This window comes from Leptothrix sp. (in: b-proteobacteria) (genome assembly GCF_965250675.1).
Classification (GTDB): domain Bacteria; phylum Pseudomonadota; class Gammaproteobacteria; order Burkholderiales; family Burkholderiaceae_C; genus Sphaerotilus.
In genome coordinates, this window is record NZ_CBDFPH010000011.1 from 576,156 (window position 1) to 593,814 (window position 17,659).

The 17,659-nt window shown below is 69.0% G+C and carries 16 protein-coding genes and 1 pseudogene; 8 read left to right on the top strand and 9 right to left on the bottom strand.

Annotation, left to right across the window (positions count from 1 at the left end):
- Positions 1-121: 121 nt before the first annotated feature.
- Together AC5IG3_RS17195 and rsmI are read right to left on the bottom strand one after the other, a co-directional pair.
- The gene (locus AC5IG3_RS17195) at positions 122-1,723 is read right to left on the bottom strand and encodes a cryptochrome/deoxyribodipyrimidine photo-lyase family protein (protein ID WP_491907506.1); all 1,602 of its coding nucleotides are present in this window, start codon (positions 1,721-1,723) and stop codon (positions 122-124) included.
- 12 nt (positions 1,724-1,735) lie between these two features.
- Complete coding sequence (gene rsmI, locus AC5IG3_RS17200) at positions 1,736-2,701, bottom strand: 16S rRNA (cytidine(1402)-2'-O)-methyltransferase (RefSeq protein ID WP_491907598.1); 966 nt, start codon at positions 2,699-2,701, stop codon at positions 1,736-1,738.
- 34 nt (positions 2,702-2,735) lie between these two features.
- Here rsmI and AC5IG3_RS17205 point away from each other — a divergent pair, with 34 nt between their 5' ends.
- The 3 genes from AC5IG3_RS17205 to AC5IG3_RS17215 are packed head-to-tail and all read left to right on the top strand — an operon-like array spanning position 2,736 to position 4,383.
- Positions 2,736-3,125: a YraN family protein gene (locus AC5IG3_RS17205; protein WP_491907507.1), complete on the top strand. Its 390-nt coding sequence runs from the start codon at positions 2,736-2,738 to the stop codon at positions 3,123-3,125.
- A 20-nt stretch (positions 3,126-3,145) separates the two neighbouring features.
- On the top strand, positions 3,146-3,739 hold the full coding sequence (locus AC5IG3_RS17210) for a phosphoheptose isomerase (RefSeq protein ID WP_491907508.1): 594 nt from the start codon (positions 3,146-3,148) through the stop codon (positions 3,737-3,739).
- A gap of 38 nt (positions 3,740-3,777) precedes the next feature.
- The gene (locus AC5IG3_RS17215; RefSeq protein WP_491907509.1) at positions 3,778-4,383 is read left to right on the top strand and encodes a BON domain-containing protein; all 606 of its coding nucleotides are present in this window, start codon (positions 3,778-3,780) and stop codon (positions 4,381-4,383) included.
- A 36-nt stretch (positions 4,384-4,419) separates the two neighbouring features.
- On the opposite strand, the gene AC5IG3_RS17220 is transcribed toward AC5IG3_RS17215, so the two are convergent.
- From AC5IG3_RS17220 to AC5IG3_RS17230, 3 genes and pseudogenes are all read right to left on the bottom strand, one after another.
- On the bottom strand, positions 4,420-5,313 hold the full coding sequence (locus AC5IG3_RS17220; RefSeq protein ID WP_491907510.1) for an NAD(P)-dependent oxidoreductase: 894 nt from the start codon (positions 5,311-5,313) through the stop codon (positions 4,420-4,422).
- Positions 5,314-5,342: 29 nt separating this feature from the next.
- Positions 5,343-6,480: pseudogene (locus AC5IG3_RS17225) on the bottom strand (PilT/PilU family type 4a pilus ATPase).
- A gap of 9 nt (positions 6,481-6,489) precedes the next feature.
- Positions 6,490-7,533, bottom strand: a complete 1,044-nt coding sequence (locus AC5IG3_RS17230; protein ID WP_491907511.1) for a type IV pilus twitching motility protein PilT — start codon at positions 7,531-7,533, stop codon at positions 6,490-6,492.
- 121 nt (positions 7,534-7,654) lie between these two features.
- Here AC5IG3_RS17230 and AC5IG3_RS17235 point away from each other — a divergent pair, with 121 nt between their 5' ends.
- A complete protein-coding gene (locus AC5IG3_RS17235) occupies positions 7,655-8,356 on the top strand; it encodes a YggS family pyridoxal phosphate-dependent enzyme (RefSeq protein ID WP_491907512.1) in 702 nt (233 codons plus the stop codon).
- Between the two features lie 22 nt (positions 8,357-8,378).
- On the opposite strand, the gene AC5IG3_RS17240 is transcribed toward AC5IG3_RS17235, so the two are convergent.
- Positions 8,379-8,858 carry an Lrp/AsnC ligand binding domain-containing protein gene (locus AC5IG3_RS17240; RefSeq protein WP_491907513.1) on the bottom strand — a complete coding sequence of 160 codons (480 nt, stop codon included), beginning with the start codon at positions 8,856-8,858 and terminating at the stop codon, positions 8,379-8,381.
- A gap of 118 nt (positions 8,859-8,976) precedes the next feature.
- Between AC5IG3_RS17240 and putA the strand changes: the two genes are divergently transcribed.
- The 4 genes from putA to AC5IG3_RS17260 all read left to right on the top strand — a co-directional run bounded on the left by putA (position 8,977) and on the right by AC5IG3_RS17260 (position 14,688).
- Positions 8,977-12,048, top strand: a complete 3,072-nt coding sequence (putA, locus tag AC5IG3_RS17245; protein WP_491907514.1) for a bifunctional proline dehydrogenase/L-glutamate gamma-semialdehyde dehydrogenase PutA — start codon at positions 8,977-8,979, stop codon at positions 12,046-12,048.
- Positions 12,049-12,072: 24 nt separating this feature from the next.
- Positions 12,073-12,888 carry a pyrroline-5-carboxylate reductase gene (gene proC, locus AC5IG3_RS17250; protein WP_491907515.1) on the top strand — a complete coding sequence of 272 codons (816 nt, stop codon included), beginning with the start codon at positions 12,073-12,075 and terminating at the stop codon, positions 12,886-12,888.
- Between the two features lie 144 nt (positions 12,889-13,032).
- Positions 13,033-14,352, top strand: a complete 1,320-nt coding sequence (locus AC5IG3_RS17255; RefSeq protein WP_491907516.1) for a Glu/Leu/Phe/Val family dehydrogenase — start codon at positions 13,033-13,035, stop codon at positions 14,350-14,352.
- A 69-nt stretch (positions 14,353-14,421) separates the two neighbouring features.
- A complete protein-coding gene (locus AC5IG3_RS17260; RefSeq protein WP_491907517.1) occupies positions 14,422-14,688 on the top strand; it encodes a hypothetical protein in 267 nt (88 codons plus the stop codon).
- 27 nt (positions 14,689-14,715) lie between these two features.
- Here the strand turns inward: AC5IG3_RS17260 and AC5IG3_RS17265 are convergent, their stop codons facing one another.
- From AC5IG3_RS17265 to AC5IG3_RS17275, 3 genes are read right to left on the bottom strand one after another with little or no spacing between them, the layout of a single operon-like run.
- Positions 14,716-16,080, bottom strand: coding sequence for a methyl-accepting chemotaxis protein (locus tag AC5IG3_RS17265; RefSeq protein WP_491907518.1), 1,365 nt, complete (start codon positions 16,078-16,080; stop codon positions 14,716-14,718).
- A 23-nt stretch (positions 16,081-16,103) separates the two neighbouring features.
- Entirely contained in the window at positions 16,104-16,817 is a 714-nt protein-coding gene (locus AC5IG3_RS17270) for an RNA polymerase sigma factor FliA (protein WP_491907519.1), read from the bottom strand.
- A gap of 19 nt (positions 16,818-16,836) precedes the next feature.
- Entirely contained in the window at positions 16,837-17,649 is an 813-nt protein-coding gene (locus AC5IG3_RS17275; RefSeq protein ID WP_491907520.1) for a flagellar biosynthesis protein, read from the bottom strand.
- Between the last annotated feature and the right edge of the window lie 10 nt (positions 17,650-17,659).

Consider the following 17,659-nt stretch of genomic DNA (forward strand, 5'->3'; position numbering starts at 1 on the left):
ACAGCAACCCGACGAAGAAAGGGATGGCGCAGCGCAGGCACCCTGTTCGTGCAGCATTCATGGCCCATTGTGAAACGATTTGAGCCACCGTGAGTCACTCAAGAAGCGGCCGGAAACACAGTCAAGCCTGATCGTCACCGGCAAACAAATCTGCCTGGGCCGACATCGCAGGGGCCGTCGATATGGCGCGGCGGCGGCCCGCCTCAGGCCGGACCGTGCTGGGCAGGCCGCTGCGGCGCGAGCCGTGGCGCTGCTGGATCACGTCGGCCTCCTGCCGGGCCGGGTCGCTCTGGCGCAGGCCGTAGCAGCGCGCCTTGGCGTGCTGCAGCGCCAGCGCTTCATCAACGATGGGCAGCGGGTAGTCGCGGCCGATGACGGTGGCGCAGTGCTGCTGCAGCGTGTCGGGCAGCGTCCATGGCCGGGCCAGGTAGGGCAGCGGCACACGCGCCAATTCCGGACACCAGCGGCGGATGAAGACGCCGTGCGGATCATGATCCGCCGCCTGCTTGGCCGGCGAGTAGATGCGCAGCGTGTTGATGCCGGTGGTGCCGGACTGCATCTGCATCTGGCTCCAGTGGATACCAGCCTCGAAATCCAGAAACTGCCGCGCCAGGAACAGCCCCGGCTCGCGCCAGTGCAGCCACAACTGGTAGGCGGCAAAGCTGACCAGCATGGCGCGCATGCGGAAGTTGAGCCAGCCGGTGGCGCGCAGGCTGCGCATGCAGGCGTCGACCATCGGGAAGCCGGTCTGGCCGTCGCACCAGGCGGCAAAGCGCAGCGGATCGAAATCGCCCTCGCGCAGGCCGTCGCAGCTGCGGGCGAAGTTGCGGAACTCGATCTGCGGCTCGTCTTCGAGCTTCTGCATGAAGTGGCAGTGCCAGCGCAGCCGGCCGGCAAAGCCGCGCAGCGCGTGGGCGATGCGGCGCTCGGCAGGGTCGTCGGTGCGCAAGGCCGCCGCGATGCGCGCCTCGGTGGCCTGATGCACCCGCCGCAGGCTCAAGGTGCCCCAGGCCAGGTGCGGTGACAGCCGGCTGCAGCCGTCCTCGGCACTCAAGGGGCTGGACAAGGCGCGGCGATAGTCGCCGCCGCGCGCCTGCAGAAAGCTCTGCAGCATGGTCGCGCCAGCCACCTCGCCCGCCGCCTGCAGCGTCTTGCCGTGTGGCGCCAGGCCCAGGCTCTTCAGGCTGGGCAGGCGGCCGATCTCGAACACCGGCGACTCGGGCGCGGCAAAGCCGGCAGGCACGTCAACCGGCGGCGCGTCCATGCGCGCCTGCCAGCGCGCCGCCCAGCCGCTGCGGCTTTTGAGACGGCGGATCACGCCGGTCTGCGGCGTCTCGTGCCAGCGCACGCCCTGATCGCGGCACCAGGCGGCCACAGCCAGGTCGCGCCGGTAAGTCCAGCCAGGGCCGGTTTCTTCGTGGCTGAGCAGGCGCTCGAAGGCGAAGTCGCGCCGCAACGCGGCCAGCACCTCGGTCGCCCGGCCCACGCGCAGCAGCAGGGGCAGACCGCGCGCGAGCAGCGCGGCGCGCAACTCAGCCACGCAGGCCAGCCACCAAGCCAGGTGCGCGGCGTCGAACTCGGGGCTGTCGAGCCACTCCGGCTCCAGGATCACCAGGCCCAGCGCGGCGCGGCAGGACGCGGCCTCGGCCAGCGGCGCGTGGTCGTGCAGGCGCAGATCGCGCTTGAACCAGACCAGGGCGGTGTCCGCCGTCGCGCCGCTCATGGTGGTTTGACCTCAGCGGCGGCGCAGCGGCGGCAGCGCGGCGGCGGGAACGGCAGCGGGCGCTTCGTCACCGTCATCGCCCGCTTTCAGCGCCAGCGCGCGCTGGTAGACCGCGTTGCGCGGCGCGCCGGTGGCCTGCACCGCCAACGCCACCGCCTGCTTGAGCGGCAGGGCCTCCAGCAGCGCCTGGAGCCAGGCGTCCAGCCCGGCGCGGCTGGCGGCGGCCTCGTCACCCGTCAACGCCTCGCGCTCGGGCCGGCCGTGCAGCACCAGCACGAATTCACCGCGCCGGTGGTGTTCGTCCGCCGCCAGCCACGCCGGCCAGTCCTGCGTGGCCAGGGTGTCGATCTGCTCGAACTGCTTGGTCAGTTCGCGGCAGACCGTGAGCGTGCGGCCGGGCAGCGCAGCCGCCAGCGCGTCGGCCAGGGCCTGCACGCGGTGCGGGGCCTCGAAGATCACCACGCTGGCGGTCTCGTCGGCCAGCCGGCGCAGCGCCACGTCGCGTGCCTGCGCCTTGGGCGGCAGGAAGCCGGCGAAGCGGAAGCCGCTGCCCGCCACGTCGCCCGCCGCGCTGAGCGCCGTCACCACGCTGCTGGCACCGGGAATCGGCACGACACGGTGGCCGGCGGCGCGCGTGGCCGCCACCAGCCGCGCGCCGGGGTCCGAGATGGCGGGCGTGCCGGCATCGCTGACATAGGCGACACGCTCGCCCTGGCTCAGGCGGGCGATCACCGCGCCGGACTGGGCTTCCTCGTTGTGCTCGTGCAGCGAGATCAGCGGCTTGTGCAGCCCCAGGCGCTGCAGCAGGCCGCCGCTGACGCGCGTGTCCTCGCAGGCCACGGCGTCCACCAGGCTCAGCACATGAACGGCACGCAGGCTCAGGTCGGCGAGGTTGCCGATGGGCGTGGCGACCACATACAGTGCACCGGTCGGGTGCTGCTGGCCGGCCGTGGCCGACGCGGCAGCGCGCAGCACCAGCGACGAAGCGGTGGAAGAAATCAGGGAGTCGTCGATGTCAGAACTCAAGGGGAAACCGGAAAGTAGGAAGGCCGCGGGTCAGGAGGCCGAAGACCGCGCGCTGGCCTATCTGCTCGATCAGGGGCTGCGACTGGTGACGCGCAATTATCGAGTCGCCGCCGGCCCCAGCCGGCGCGGTGGTGAAGTGGACCTGATCGTGCGTGACCGCGACGGCACGCTGGTCTTTGTCGAGGTGCGCAGCCGCCGCAGCCGCAGCCAGGGCGGCGCGGCGGCCAGCATCGGCGCGGCAAAACGGGCCAAACTGATCTACGCGGCGCAGCATTACCTGCGGCCGCTGCGCAGCCTGCCGCCGTGCCGCTTCGATGTGATCGCCATCGACGGTGAAGAATTGCAATGGTTACCGGCCGCATTCGACGCATTCTGAGGCTCGAATATGATCAACCGATGCTAGAGCAACGCATACAACAACAGTTCTTCGACAGCGCCGACCTCAAGTACGCGGCCGCTGAAACCCTCACCCGGCCGATTGCCGAGGCCACCCAGGCCATCCTGGGCTGCATCACCTCGGGCGGCAAGCTGCTGGTCTGCGGCAACGGCGGCTCGGCGGGCTATGCGCAGCATTTCGCGTCAGCTTTCGTCGGCCGCTTCGAGCGCGACCGGCCCGGCCTGGCCGCGCTGTCGCTGTCAACAGACACGTCGATCCTGACCGCCGTCGGGCGCCACGACTCGTTCGACCAGATTTTCTCCAAGCAGGTGCAGGCGCTGGGCCACCCCGGCGACCTGCTGGTGGTCATCACCACCAGCGGCGATGCGGCCAACGTGCTGGCGGCCATCGACGCCGCGCACGACAAGGAGATGACCGTGGTCGCCCTCACCGGCCAGGGTGGCGGCAAGGTGCCGCAGCAGCTGGCCGAGACCGATGTGCATATTTGCGTCCCGCATGCCCGTTCCGCCCGCATCCAGGAGGTCCACCTGCTGGTGCTGCACTGCCTGTGCGACGCGGTGGATGTTCAACTGCTCGGAGAAAACGAAGAATGACCCGTCCTGACCTGTCCCTGAACCCTGTCCGCGCTTCCATGGCCCGCGCCCTGTGCGGCGCCCTGGCCGCCGGCACCGCCGTGCTGGCCCTGAGCGGCTGCGCACCGCTGATCGTCGGGGGTGCCGCCGTGGGCGGCGCGCTGATGGCCACCGACCGGCGCACCTCCGGCACGCAGGTCGAGGACCAGGGCATCGAGCTGAAAGCCCAGAACCGCATCCGCGACGTGGTGGGCGAACGCTCGCACGTCAACATCACCAGCTACGACCGCCAGGTGCTGCTGACCGGCGAGGTCTTCAGCGAAGCCGACAAGGCCACCATCGGGCAGGCCGTCGCCAAGGTCGAGAACGTGCGCAACGTGGTCAACGAGCTGGAGATCGGCTGGCCCAGCTCACCCAGCGATCGCTCCCGCGACCTGCTGCTGGCCACCAAGGTCAAGGCAACGCTGGTGGACGCGCGCAACCTGTCGGCCAACGCCTTCACCATCGTCACCGAACGCGGCGTGGTCTACCTGATGGGCAAGGTCACCGAGGCCGAAGCCAGCCGCGCAGTCGAGCTGGTGCGCACCATCTCGGGCGTGAAGAAGGTGGTGCGGCTGGTGCAGGTCATCACGGCCGAAGAGCTGGCCGAGCGCAAGCCGCGCTGACCTCACGATCAGCGCGACAGATTCAGCGCAAGAATTTCAGCGCAAACGGCGGATCAGGCTGGACGTGTCCCAGCGCTGGCCGCCCATCTCCTGCACGTCGGCATAGAACTGGTCGACCAGCGCCGTGACCGGCAGGCGTGAGCCGTTGCGGCGCGCCTCGGCCAGCACCAGGCCGAGGTCCTTGCGCATCCAGTCGACGGCAAAGCCGAACTCGAACTGGTCGTCCACCATGGTCTTGCCACGGTTGTCGAGCTGCCAGCTCTGCGCCGCGCCCTTGCCGATCACATCCAGCACCTGTTTCATGTCCAGCCCGGCGTTCTGGCCGAAGGCGATCGCCTCCGACAGGCCCTGCACCAGGCCGGCGATACAGATCTGGTTGACCATCTTGGCGAGCTGGCCCGCGCCGCTCTCGCCCAGCAGCGTCACCGCCTTGGAGAACGCCATCGCCACGGGCTTGATGGTCTCGAACGCCAGCGCGTCGCCACCGCACATCACCGTCAGCGCGCCGTTGACCGCACCGGCCTGGCCACCCGAGACCGGCGCGTCGATGAAGCGCAGGCCCAGCACCTTGGCCGCACTGGCCAGCTCGCGCGCCACCTCGGCCGACGCCGTGGTGTGGTCGACCAGCACCGCGCCCGGCTGCATGCCGGCAAAAGCGCCGTCAGCGCCCAGCGTGATCGAGCGCAGGTCGTCGTCATTGCCGACGCAGGCGAACACGATGTCGGCGCCCAGCGCCGCTTCACGCGGCGTGGCGGCGTGCGCGCCGCCGTACTGCGCCACCCACTCCGCCGCCTTGGCGGCCGTGCGGTTGTAGACCGTGACCGTGTGGCCGGCGCGGGCCAGGTGGCCGGCCATCGGCCCGCCCATCACGCCCAGACCAATGAAGGCGACACGGCGCGATGCTGCGGATTCGTAAACCTTGGTGCTCAAAATTCAACTCCTGAAAATGGAAAAAACGCTCAGACGATCGCCAGATGCTCGGTGCCCGAGCCGAAATCGGTGTTGCGCGCGCGGCCGCTGCTCAGCTTGATCTGCAATCGCAGGTCATTGACCGAGTCGGCGTTGCGCAGCGCGTCCTCATAGGTCACGTAGTGACCCTCGTACAGATCGAACAGCGCCTGGTCGAAGGTCTGCATGCCGTACTCGCGGCCCTTCTTCATGATCTCCTTGATCTCGGCGACCTCGCCCTTGAAGATCAGCTCGGAGATCAGCGGCGTGTTGACCAGGATCTCGACCGCCGCAATGCGCCCGGCGCCCTCCTCGCGCGGCAGCAGCCGCTGGCTGATGATGGACTTGAGGTTGAGCGACAAGTCCATCAGCAGCTGGTCACGCCGGTCTTCGGGGAAGAAGTTGACGATGCGGTCGAGCGCCTGGTTGGCACTGTTGGCGTGCAGCGTGGCCATGCAGAGATGGCCGGTCTCGGCGAAGGCGACGGCGTGTTCCATGGTCTCGCGGTCGCGGATCTCGCCCATCAGGATCACGTCGGGCGCCTGGCGCAGGCTGTTCTTGAGCGCCGCGCCCCAGTCGAGCGTGTCGATGCCGACCTCGCGCTGCGTCACGATGCAGTTCTTGTGCGGGTGCACGAACTCGACCGGATCCTCGATGGTGATGATGTGGTCGTAGGCGTTCTCGTTGCGGTGGTCGACCATCGCCGCCAGCGAAGTGCTCTTGCCCGAGCCGGTGGCGCCCACCATGATCACCAGCCCGCGCTTGGTCATCACGATCTCCTTGAGCACGCTGGGCAGGCTGAGCTTGTCAATGGTCGGCAGCACCTGCGGAATGGTGCGCAGCACCAGCCCGATGTTGCCCTGCTGCATGAAGGCATTGACCCGGAAGCGGCCGATGCCCTGCGGCGAGATCGCGAAGTTGCACTCCTTGGTGCGCTCGAACTCGGCGCCCTGCTTGTCGTTCATCACCGCAGCGCGCCAGCGCCAGCGTGTGCTGGCCGGTCAGCGGCTGGGGTGACACCTTGGTGACCTTGCCGTCGACCTTGATCGCCGGCGGAAACTCAGAGGTCAGAAACAGGTCCGAGCCCTTGCGCGACACCAGCAGGCGCAGCAGGTCGTTGACGAATTTGGCGGCTTGGTCGCGTTCCATGATGAATCCTTAGCCAGGAAAATTCTCGGGGCTGCGGGCCTTGCTGCGGGCCTCGGCGGCCGTGATCTGGCCCTTGCGGACCAGGTCGGTGAGGTTCTGGTCCAGCGTCTGCATGCCCTGGGCCTGGCCGGTCTGGATGATCGAGTACATCTGGGCGACCTTGTTCTCGCGGATCAGGTTGCGGATGGCCGAGTTGCCCAGCATGATTTCGTGCGCCGCCACGCGGCCATTGCCGTCGCGCTTCTTGCACAGCGTCTGCGAGATCACCGCCACCAGCGACTCCGACAGCATGGCGCGCACCATCTCCTTCTCGGCCGCCGGAAACACGTCGACCATGCGGTCGATGGTCTTGGCCGCGCTGGAGGTGTGCAGCGTCGCGAACACCAGGTGGCCGGTCTCGGCGGCGGTCAGCGCCAGCCGGATGGTTTCCAGATCGCGCAACTCGCCCACCAGGATTGCATCCGGATCTTCACGCAGCGCCGAGCGCAGCGCGTTGGCGAAGCTCAAGGTCTGGCCGCCGACCTCGCGCTGGTTGATCAGGCACTTCTTCGATTCGTGCACGAACTCGATCGGGTCTTCCACCGTCAGGATGTGGCTGAACTCGCTCTCGTTGAGGTGGTTCACCATTGCCGCCAGCGTGGTCGACTTGCCCGAGCCGGTCGGCCCCGTCACCAGCACCAGCCCGCGCGGCTTGAGCGACAGCTCGCCGAACACCTTGGGGCAGTTGAGTTCCTCCAGCGTCTGGATCTTGCTCGGGATGGTGCGGAACACCGCACCCGGGCCGCGGTTCTGGTTGAAGGCGTTGACCCGGAAGCGCGACAGGCCCTGGATCTCGAACGAGAAATCGCACTCCAGCGTCTCCTCGTAGGACTTGCGCTGGGCGTCGTTCATGACGTCGTAGATCATCTCGTGCACCTGCTTGGCAGGCAGCGGGTCGACGTTGATGCGCCGCACGTCGCCGTGCACGCGGATCATGGGCGGCAACCCGGCCGAAAGGTGCAGGTCCGACGCCTTGTTGCGGACCGAAAACGCCAGCAGCTGAGTGATGTCCATGTTCGTCCGTTCGTCCGATATCGCACTCACCTGCCAGCGCCACGGAATCGGCCTGTGAAACAGGTGAAGGTGGATAGTAGCCCGGCCTTCGCAGCGAAAGAACTGCTCTAAGCTCGGTGCCATGAACCTTCCGGACTCCGAAATCGACACCCGCCTGCAGACCGTGCGGCAGCAGATCGCGCAGTTCTGCGCTGACGCCGGCCGCCCGGCGGCCGACGTGCACCTGCTCGCCGTCAGCAAGACCCAGCCGGCCGAGGCCGTGCGCGCGGCACTCGCCGCCAACCAGCACGCCTTCGGCGAGAACTACGTGCAGGAGGCGCTGGCCAAGATCGAGGCGCTGGCCAATGTGCGCAACCAGCTCGAATGGCACCTGATCGGCCCGCTGCAGAGCAACAAGAGCCGCGCCGTGGCCGAGGCATTCGACTGGGTCCACAGCGTCGACAGCCTGCGCCTGGCCCAGCGCCTGAATGACCAGCGCCCGATGCACCTGGGCCCGCTGCAGGTCTGCCTGCAGGTCAACATCAGCCACGAGCCGAGCAAGAGCGGCCTGGCGCCGCAGGACGTGCCGGCCATCGCCCAGGCCGTGGCCGCCCTGCCCCGCCTGCACCTGCGCGGCCTGATGGCGATTCCCCAGCCCGCCGCCGACCTGGCCACCCAGCGCCTGCCGCACCACGCTCTGCGCGAGCTGTTGCAGACATTGCGCGATCAGGGGCTGGACGTCGACACGCTCTCGATGGGCATGAGCGCCGACCTGCAGGCCGCCGTGCTGGAAGGCGCCACGCTGGTGCGCGTGGGCACGGCGATCTTCGGGGCGCGGGGGTGAGCGACGGGAAAGAGCCTCGCCCTCAGATATCGATCGCCGCGCTGTTCTTGACCTCTTCCATCACCACGTAGGTGCGCGTCTCGCGCACGCCGGGCAAGGCCCAGATCACCGTGCCGATGAACTCGCGGTAGGCGGTCATGTCGGCCACGCGGGTCTTGAGCAGGTAGTCGAAGCCGCCGGCCACCAGGTGGCACTCCAGGATCTCGGGGCGCACCTGCACCGCCGCCTTGAAGGCGTCCATCACGTCGTGCACGGTGCGATCGAGCAACACCTCCACGAACACCATCAGCCCGGCGCCCAGCAGCCGGGGGTTGAGGCGCGCCTCATAACCGAGCACATAGCCGTCGCGCGTCAGGCGGCGCACACGCTCCAGCACCGCCGTGGGCGACAGGTGCACCGCTTCGGCCAGCTTGAGGTTGGAGATGCGGCCGTCGATCTGCAGGTGCCGCAGGATCTTGCGGTCGATCTTGTCGAGCGTCAGGGGTTCGCGGTCAGGCGTCATGGCTGAATTTTATCCGGTCAGTCTTGATTATTTTGGCGGGTTCTTCTGGGTGACTGAGCATAAGCTAGAACGATCAACCGAAACAGACCCACAAAACAACGTCTTGTCAGGAATCGCGATGCCAGCAGTCCTCTCCCCAAACCTCTCCATCACCCAAGCCACCGCCCTCGACCGGCTCGGCCCGCCCTGCGTTGACGAAGCCACGCAAGTTCAGCGCCTGCTGAACGCGCTGCAAGGTCTGGACTGGCCAGCCGTGGCGCAGCGCGCCGCGCCCTGGGTCGATGAGGTGCGCGACCACCCCGCGCCGTTCTGGGCGATGGAGTCGCTGCTGCACGAATACCCGATCTCCACCCAGGAGGGCCTGGGCCTGATGCGGCTGGCCGAGGCGCTGCTGCGCATTCCGGACACCGCCACCGCCATCGCGCTGACCGCCGACCAGCTCGGCCGCGCCGACTTCAGCCAGCACGCCGCCGGCAGCGCCCACCCGCTGCTGGGCACGCTGGCCTCGCAGGCGCTCACGCTCGCCAGCAAGATGCTGCCCGAGCACGGCGCCACCCAGCCCGCCGGCCTGATCCAGCGCCTGGGCGCGCAGACCGTGGTCGCGGCCACGGTGCGCGCCATCGGCCTGCTCGGCCGCCAGTTCGTGCTGGGCGAGAACATTGGCGCCGCACTGCAGCAGGCCAATGCCGCGCGCCGCCAGCAGTCCAACCTGACGCACAGCTTCGACATGCTGGGCGAAGGGGCCCGCACCGATGCAGACGCCGAGCATTACCTGGCCGCCTACCGCGGCGCCATCAGCGCGATTGCCTCCAACCTGCCCGGCCAGCGCGCCGCCAGTCCGGAAACCGCTGACGGCATCTCGATCAAGCTCTCGGCGCTCGACCCGCGTTATGAGCCGGCCCAGCGCCAGATCGTGCGCCAGCGCCTGCTGCCGCGCGTGCTGGGCCTGGTCGACCAGGCCGCCGCCGCCAACATCAACCTGACCATGGACGCCGAAGAGACCGAGCGGCTGGAGTTCTCGCTCGAACTGCTCGACGCCATGGCCGCCCACGCCGCCCTGCGCCACCCCGGCTGGCAGGGCCTGGGGCTGGCGGTGCAGGCCTACCAGACCCGCGCACTGGACGCCGTGCAGGCGGTGATCGCCATCGCGCGCCACCACCAGCTGCGCATGATGGTGCGACTGGTCAAGGGCGCCTACTGGGACACCGAGATCAAGCGTGCCCAGGAACTCGGCCTGTCCGGCTACCCGGTCTTCACCGACAAGCGCCACACCGACCTGAGCTACCTGGCCTGCGCGCAGACCCTGCTGGCTGCGGGCGACTGCCTGTACGCGCAGTTCGCCACCCACAACGCCGGCACCATCGCCGCCATCCTGTGCATGGCTGAAGCGCGCAATCAAACGCGTGGCGCCGGCCAGACCAGTGGCTTCGAACTGCAGCGCCTGCACGGCATGGGCGAAGGCATTTACCGCGAGCTGCGCGCCGACGCCGCCGCGCCGCCGCTGCGCATCTACGCGCCCGTGGGCGAGCACCGCGACCTGCTCGCCTACCTGGTGCGCCGCCTGCTGGAGAACGGCGCCAACTCGTCTTTCGTGCATCAGCTGGCCGACCATGAAGTCGACACCGCCACGCTGCTGGCCACGCCACTGCTGCCACCGGCCGGGATGACGCTGCCGATGCCGGTGGCGCTGTTCGGCCCCGACCGCGCCAACGCCGCCGGCCGCGACCTGACCGTGGCCGCCCAGCGCGAGCCCCTGCTGCAGGCCCTGGCCCGCCAGCGCCAGAGCGGCATCACGCGCCCCGCCGACGCCACCGCCGAACAGGCCCGCGCCGCCATGGCCGCGCTGCACGCCGCCCAGCCGGCCTGGAATGCCACGCCGCTGGCCGAGCGCTGCGCTGTGCTGCGCCGTGCCGCCGACCTGCTCGAACAACGCATGGACGGCTACGTGGCGATGCTGGCCGTCGAAGCCGGCAAGACCCTGGGCGACGGCGTGGCCGAGGTGCGCGAGGCGATCGACTTCTGCCGCTACTACGCCGCCCAGGCCACGTTGCGCCTGGCGCCACAAGACCTGCCCGGCCCGACCGGCGAGAGCAACCAGCTGCGCCTGCACGGCCGCGGCGCCTTCGTCTGCATCAGCCCGTGGAACTTCCCGCTGGCGATCTTTGCCGGCCAGGTGGCCGCCGCGCTGGTCACCGGCAACACCGTCGCCGCCAAGCCCGCCGAGCAGACGCCGGCCGTGGCGCACGCCTTCGTCGAACTGCTGCACGAAGCCGGCCTGCCGCGCACCGCGCTGCAACTGGTCTGCGGCACGGGTGAAACCGTGGGCGCGGCGCTGGTGGCGCACCCGAAGTGCGCCGGCGTGTGCTTCACCGGCTCGACCGGCGTGGCCAAGGCCATCCAGCGCACGCTGGCCGCCAGCGACGGCGCCATCGTGCCGCTGATCGCCGAAACCGGCGGCCTCAACGCCATGGTGGTCGACTCCAGCGCGCTGCCCGAGCAAGTAGCCGACGCCGTCGTGCAAAGCGCCTTCCGCAGCGCCGGCCAGCGCTGCTCGGCGCTGCGCCTGCTGTGCGTGCATGAGGAAGTGGCCGACAAGCTCATCACCATGCTGAGCGGCGCGATGGCCGAACTGCAGTCCGGCGATCCGACCGACGCCGTGCAGACCTGGGCGGTGGACATCGGCCCGGTCATCGACGCCGAAGCGCACGCCAACCTCAGCCGCCACGTTGCCCGACTCGAAGCCAGCGCCCGCCTGATCGCCCGCAGCCCGCTGCCGGCGGCACTCGCAGCCACGCACATCGCGCCGGTGGCGTTCGAGCTGAACGCGGTCGAGCAGATGCGCGAGGAAGTCTTCGGCCCGGTGCTGCACGTGGTGCGCTGGACCGGCGATGTCGACGCGCTGGTCGCGCAGATCAACGCCCTCGGCTACGGCCTGACGCTGGGCGTGCACACCCGCATCGACGGCCGCGCTCAACGCATCGCCGACCAGGCCCGCGTCGGCAACGTCTACATCAACCGCAACATGATCGGCGCGGTGGTCGGCTCACAGCCGTTCGGCGGCGAAGGCCTCTCCGGCACCGGCCCCAAGGCCGGCGGCCCGCACTACCTGTACCGCTTCTGCGGCGAGCAGACGGTGACGGTCAATACGGCAGCGGCGGGCGGCAACGCGGCACTACTGGCGGGGGGCTGAAGACGCCCCCTAAACTCGCGCGCCATGAACACATCCACACTCGCATTCATCGGCGGCGGCAACATGGCCAGCGCCATCATCGGCGGGCTGCTCAAGAGCGGCACGCGGCCGGAGCAGATCCTGGTGGTCGAGCCCTACGCGGCGCAGCGCGACAAGCTGGCGGCGGATTTCGGCATCGTGGCGCTGGCTGAAGCAGACGCGACGCTGGCGCTGGCCGGCACCGTCGTCTGGGCGGTCAAGCCACAGAGTTTTGGCGAGGCGGCGGCGCCCTGCGCAGCACACGTGGGCGGCGCGTTGCACCTGTCGGTGATGGCCGGCATCCGCAGTGACGCCATCGCCCGTGCGGTGGGCACCGAGCGCGTGGTGCGCGCCATGCCCAACACGCCGGCGTTGATCGGGCTGGGCATCTCGGGGCTGTACGCACGGCCGGCTGTGAGCGAGGCCGAGCGCGAGCGCATCGCCGCGCTGCTGGCCCCCACCGGCACGGTGTTGTGGGTGGCGCAGGAGGCGGATCTGGACGCGGTCACGGCGATTTCCGGCTCCGGCCCGGCGTACGTGTTTTACTTCATCGAAGCCATAGTGGCCGCCGCCCAGCAGATGGGCCTGAGCGCCGAGCAGGGCAAGGCGCTGGCGCTGGCCACTTTTGGCGGCGCGACCGAGCTGGCGCGCCGCTCACCTGAAACGCCGGCAACGCTGCGCGAGCGCGTCACGTCCAAGGGCGGCACGACCTACGCGGCGCTCACGGCCATGAATGAATCCGGCGTGGCACCCGCCTTCATCGCGGCCATGCAGGCCGCGCAACAGCGCGCCCGCGAGCTGGGCGACGAGTTCGGCGGCTGAATCAAGACAGCTCACCCAAGCCGGACGCCGGCTGAGATTTGATCTGCCACAGCCGCCATGCAATCCGTGCATGGGTGGCGCAGGCAGCCGGGGCCGGGCAGGCCTAGAGTGGGACGCATCGCGACTCCACCCCCAGGCCCGCTCATGAACTCACCCTCAAAACCCGCTGCGCTCACGTCAGCCATCCACACAGGCAGCACGCCGTCCTATGTGTCGCCCAACGCGCACAGCCCGTGGGGCACCTACCTGGCGCAGATCGACCGGGTCGTGCCCTATCTGGGCCGGCTGGAGCGCTGGGCCGACACGCTGCGCCACCCCAAGCGCTGTCTGATCGTCGATGTGCCGATCGAGATGGACGACGGCAGCGTGCGCCACTTCGAGGGCTACCGCGTACAGCACAACCTGAGCCGCGGCCCGGGCAAGGGCGGCGTGCGCTACCACCCGCAGGTCAATCTGGAAGAGGTGATGGCGCTGGCGGGCTGGATGACGGTCAAGAACGCCGCCGTCAACCTGCCGTTCGGCGGCGCCAAGGGCGGCATCCGCGTCGACCCCAAGCAGCTCTCGCACAAGGAACTGGAGCGCATGACGCGCCGCTACACCAGCGAGATCGGCCTGGTGATCGGGCCGCAGCAGGACATCCCGGCGCCCGATGTGGGCACCAACGGCCAGATCATGGCCTGGATGATGGACACCTACTCCATGAACATCGGCGCCACCGCCAGCGGCGTGGTGACGGGCAAGCCGGTGCACCTGGGCGGCTCGCTCGGGCGCATCAAGTCGACCGGGCGCGGCGTGTTCGTCACCGGGCGCGAGGCGGCCCGCCGCATCGGCCTGAACCTGGACGGCGCGCGCGTGGCGGTTCAGGGCTTCGGCAATGTGGGCAGCGCGGCGGCGGAGCTGTTCGCGCAGGCCGGCGCGAAGATCGTCGCCATCCAGGACCACAGCGGCAGCATCGCCAACCCGGCCGGCATGGACATGGCCGACCTGATGGAAACGCTCAAGCGCGACGGCGGCGTGGGCGCGTTCACGGGCGCCGAGCGCACGGCCGACGAGGACTTCTGGGACACCGACTGCGACATCCTGATTCCGGCCGCGCTGGAAGGCCAGATCAACGTGTCACGTGCCAACCGCCTCAAGGCCCGGCTGATTCTGGAAGGCGCCAATGGCCCGACCTGGCCTGACGCCGACGACGTGCTGGCCGAGCGCGGCGTGCTGGTCATGCCCGACGTGATCTGCAACGCCGGCGGCGTGACGGTGAGCTACTTCGAGTGGGTGCAGGACTTCTCGAGCTTCTTCTGGACCGAGGACGAGATCAACCTGCGGCTCGACAAGATCATGGTCGAGGCGCTGCGCAAGATCTGGGACACCGCCGACCGCCACAGGATCACGCTGCGCACCGCCACGTTTGCGGTAGCGTGCGAACGCATCCTGATGGCGCGTGAAGAGCGCGGGCTTTATCCCTGACTTGCAGCTGACTTATCCCTGACAAGGGACTAAAGTGGCTGGACCCCTCACCCGCTGGAGGATCCGGTCATGACGCTGCAGCAGATCTACCAATTCAAGCAGTGGCACGTGCATCACGTGCGGGGCTACGGACTGGAACTGGCGTTGTGCGACGCGGTGCTGGGCGCGTGGGTGATGGGCTGGATGCTGCTGCCCACGCTCATCGTGCTCAACGAATGGCCGTGGCTGCCGCTGTCCTTGCTGCTGACGTGCATGCCGGCCAGCTACTGCGCCCTGCGCCGGCACCTGCATCAGCGCGGCCTGCTGCGCTGCGACTGGCTGCAGTCGCTGAAGTAGGCCGGTACCGCCTGAGGCGCCGGGGCCTCAGAACTTGTAGGCGAAGCGCACGCCACCCCAGTGACGGCCGGCCACGGTGATGGGTGCGGACGCTTCCTTGAGCAGCACGAACTGGCCGTTGCCCATGTCGCGCCGATAGGTCTGCAGCAGGAACGGCCGCTCGTTGCGCGCCGAGGCCAGCCCGGTGCGGTCGGTGTAGATGCGGCGGTAGCGGCTGTGGGCGGTGTCCCAGGCCAGGTTGCCACGCTGCGGCTGGCAGTACTTGCGGTTGTGGGTGGCGATGTAGCCGTTGCGGTCGGTGGCGGCGCAGAACACCACCTGGTCGCTGAAGTTGAGCATCGCCTCCTGCACCGCTGGGAACAGCTGGTCGGTCAAGTGGCAGAAAGGGGTCAGGTGCTGCGCCGGCTGGGTGCCAGCAATGGGCTGGTACTGGTCGGAGAACAGATCCGCCAGCGTGATCTTGCCGCTGGCCACCGCCGCTTCGAGCTGGGCCGACAGCTGCGCGGCGGCGCCCTGCACGGCGTGGATGTAGGGTGTGTCGGCGGTCTCGACGCCGCTGCCGGCCAGGTCATCGATCATGCGTTCGGACAGCGTCAGGAAGCGGTCGCTGCAGCCCATGGCGGCGTCGAGGCCGATCATGGCCGACTGCATTTCGGTGCCAAGTTCGCGCGTCTTGCCGGTGACTTCGCCGCAGGTGACCGTGCTGGTCTGGGCGGCGCTGTTGATGCGCTGCACCTGGGTCTCGACATCGGCGAATGCGCGGTGGATACCGCCGGGCTGCTCGCCCGGACCGGCCAGGCGGATTTCCTTGGAGAAGGTCTCGATGCGCGCGTCGAGCTGGCCGAGCGTGCTCATGATGACCTTGGAGGAGCGCTCCACCCGCTCGGACAGGTCCTTGACCGCGTCGGCCACCACGCCGAAACCGCGCCCGGCTTCGCCGGCGCGCTTGGCCTCGACCAGTGCGTTGAACGCCACCAGCCGGGTCTGCAAGGCAATCTGGGTGATGTCGCCGGCAGCCGCCGACACGCGGTGCAGCACCTCGACGATGTCGGCCACCTCGGACGCGACTTCGCTGACCACCTGCCGGGCACGCGCCACGGCGTCCAGGCTGGCGTCGGTGGCCGAGCCGATGGCCACCTGAGATGCCTGCACCGCCAGCAACTGGCCGTTGAGCTGGTCGAGCGCCGCAATCTGCGCCACGGCGATGTGCTGAGCATCCTCGATCGCGCCATGCGTCTCGGCCGCGTCGCGCCCGATCTGCGACACCTGGTCCGACATGCGATGCACGAGGCCGCGCGCATCAGCGCCCTCCGGCGACGCAGGCGCGGCGCCGACGCCGGTTTCAGGCATCAGCGTGGTTGCCGCAAACGGTTTGCGTTTGAAACCAAACATGGGCGGTCTCCTATTTTTGTGGTCTACCAAGGACGCAGCTTGGTGCGCAACCGGGCAATCGACTGGCTGTGCAGCTGGCAGACGCGCGACTCGGTCACGCCCAGCACGGCGGCGATTTCCTTCAGGTTCATGTCTTCTTCGTAGTACATGCTCATGACGTACTGCTCGCGCTCGGGCAGGTTCTTGATCGCCTCGACCAGCGCCTCGCGCATGCGGCGGTCATTGAGCTGGCCGAGCGGGTCGGCGCCCTCCTGCATCACGTGGCGATCCAGAAAATCGTTGTCGCCGTCGTCGCCGCCCATGTCTTCCAGGTAGATCAGCTGGGTGCCGCGCACGCGGTTGAGCAGGTCCTGGTATTCGGCCAGGCCGATGCCCATTTCAGCGGCGATCTCGCTTTCCTGCGGCGCGCGGCCCAGGCGCTGTTCGAGCTTGTGCACGGCGGACTCGATGTCACGCTGGTGCTTGCGGTTGCCGCGGCTCATCCAGTCGGTGCCGCGCAGCTCGTCGAGCATGGCGCCGCGGATGCGCTGGGTGGCGAAAGTCTCGAACTGCACACCCTGGCCGACGTCGAAGCGGCTGAGCGCATCGGTCAGGCCGATCATGCCGACCTGGATCAGGTCGTCGAGTTCCACGTTGGCGGGCAGCTTGGCGATCATCTGATGCGCCAGACGCCGCACCAGCGGGCTGTATTGCTTGAGCAGGGAATTGGCGTCGAGACGGCCCTTGGCGGTGTACATACCGTAGCTCCGGTGCGGGTCAGATCATGGCGGGCCGACCGGAGGGCAGCGCCAGGCGCAAGCCACCATATCCGGTGTCCCCGTGGGTAAAGACGGCGGCGGTCAGCAGCGAGGCTTCCACCATCGTCACCAGTTCCTGGGCCGGCCGGGCGGTGGGCGGCTCGGCCGGGTCGACCCGGACCCAGCTGTGCTGCACGCCACCCAGAAACATGTCGGCGCAGTGCGCCAGGCGATCGGCCACCAGCGGCGACTTGGCCGAGGCCGGCGGCGAGCACATCAGCAAGTCGTGGGCGAGCCAGTCGGCCCGCTGCGCCAGCACCTTGAGCGCGGCGTAGGCGTGGGTCATGGATTCGGGCCGGTCGTCGCACAGCAGCATCGGGCGCGGGCGGCTCAGGCCCTGGTCACCGCGGCCGAACAGGCGGGCGAGTTCGACGGCGCTGCCGTGCACCAGGATCACTTCGGCGCGCGGCGCGGCTTCGGCCAGCGCGTCGAGGAAACCGCGCGTCGAGCCCCGGCTGTCGACCCAGCGCACCGGCAGGCCGCGGGCGGCGAGGTAGGACACGCGCTCGGACAGCGGCTCGATGCCTTCGCTCAGGTCGAAGCTGGTGAGTTCCTTGGGCGGGCCGCCGCGCTCGGAGGCGTCGACCAGCAGGGTTTCGAGCTGCAGTTCATCAAGCACGGTGCACAGCCGCTCGATCAGCACGCCGCCGTGGGTCACGAACGGGTTGGAGACCAGCGGAATGAAGCAGCGGCTGCGCGAGCCGAACAGGCGGCGCAGGCCGTCGGCCTGGTCGGCGGGCTGGGTACGGCGGAAGGACGGGGGGGTGAACATGCGGCGCTCC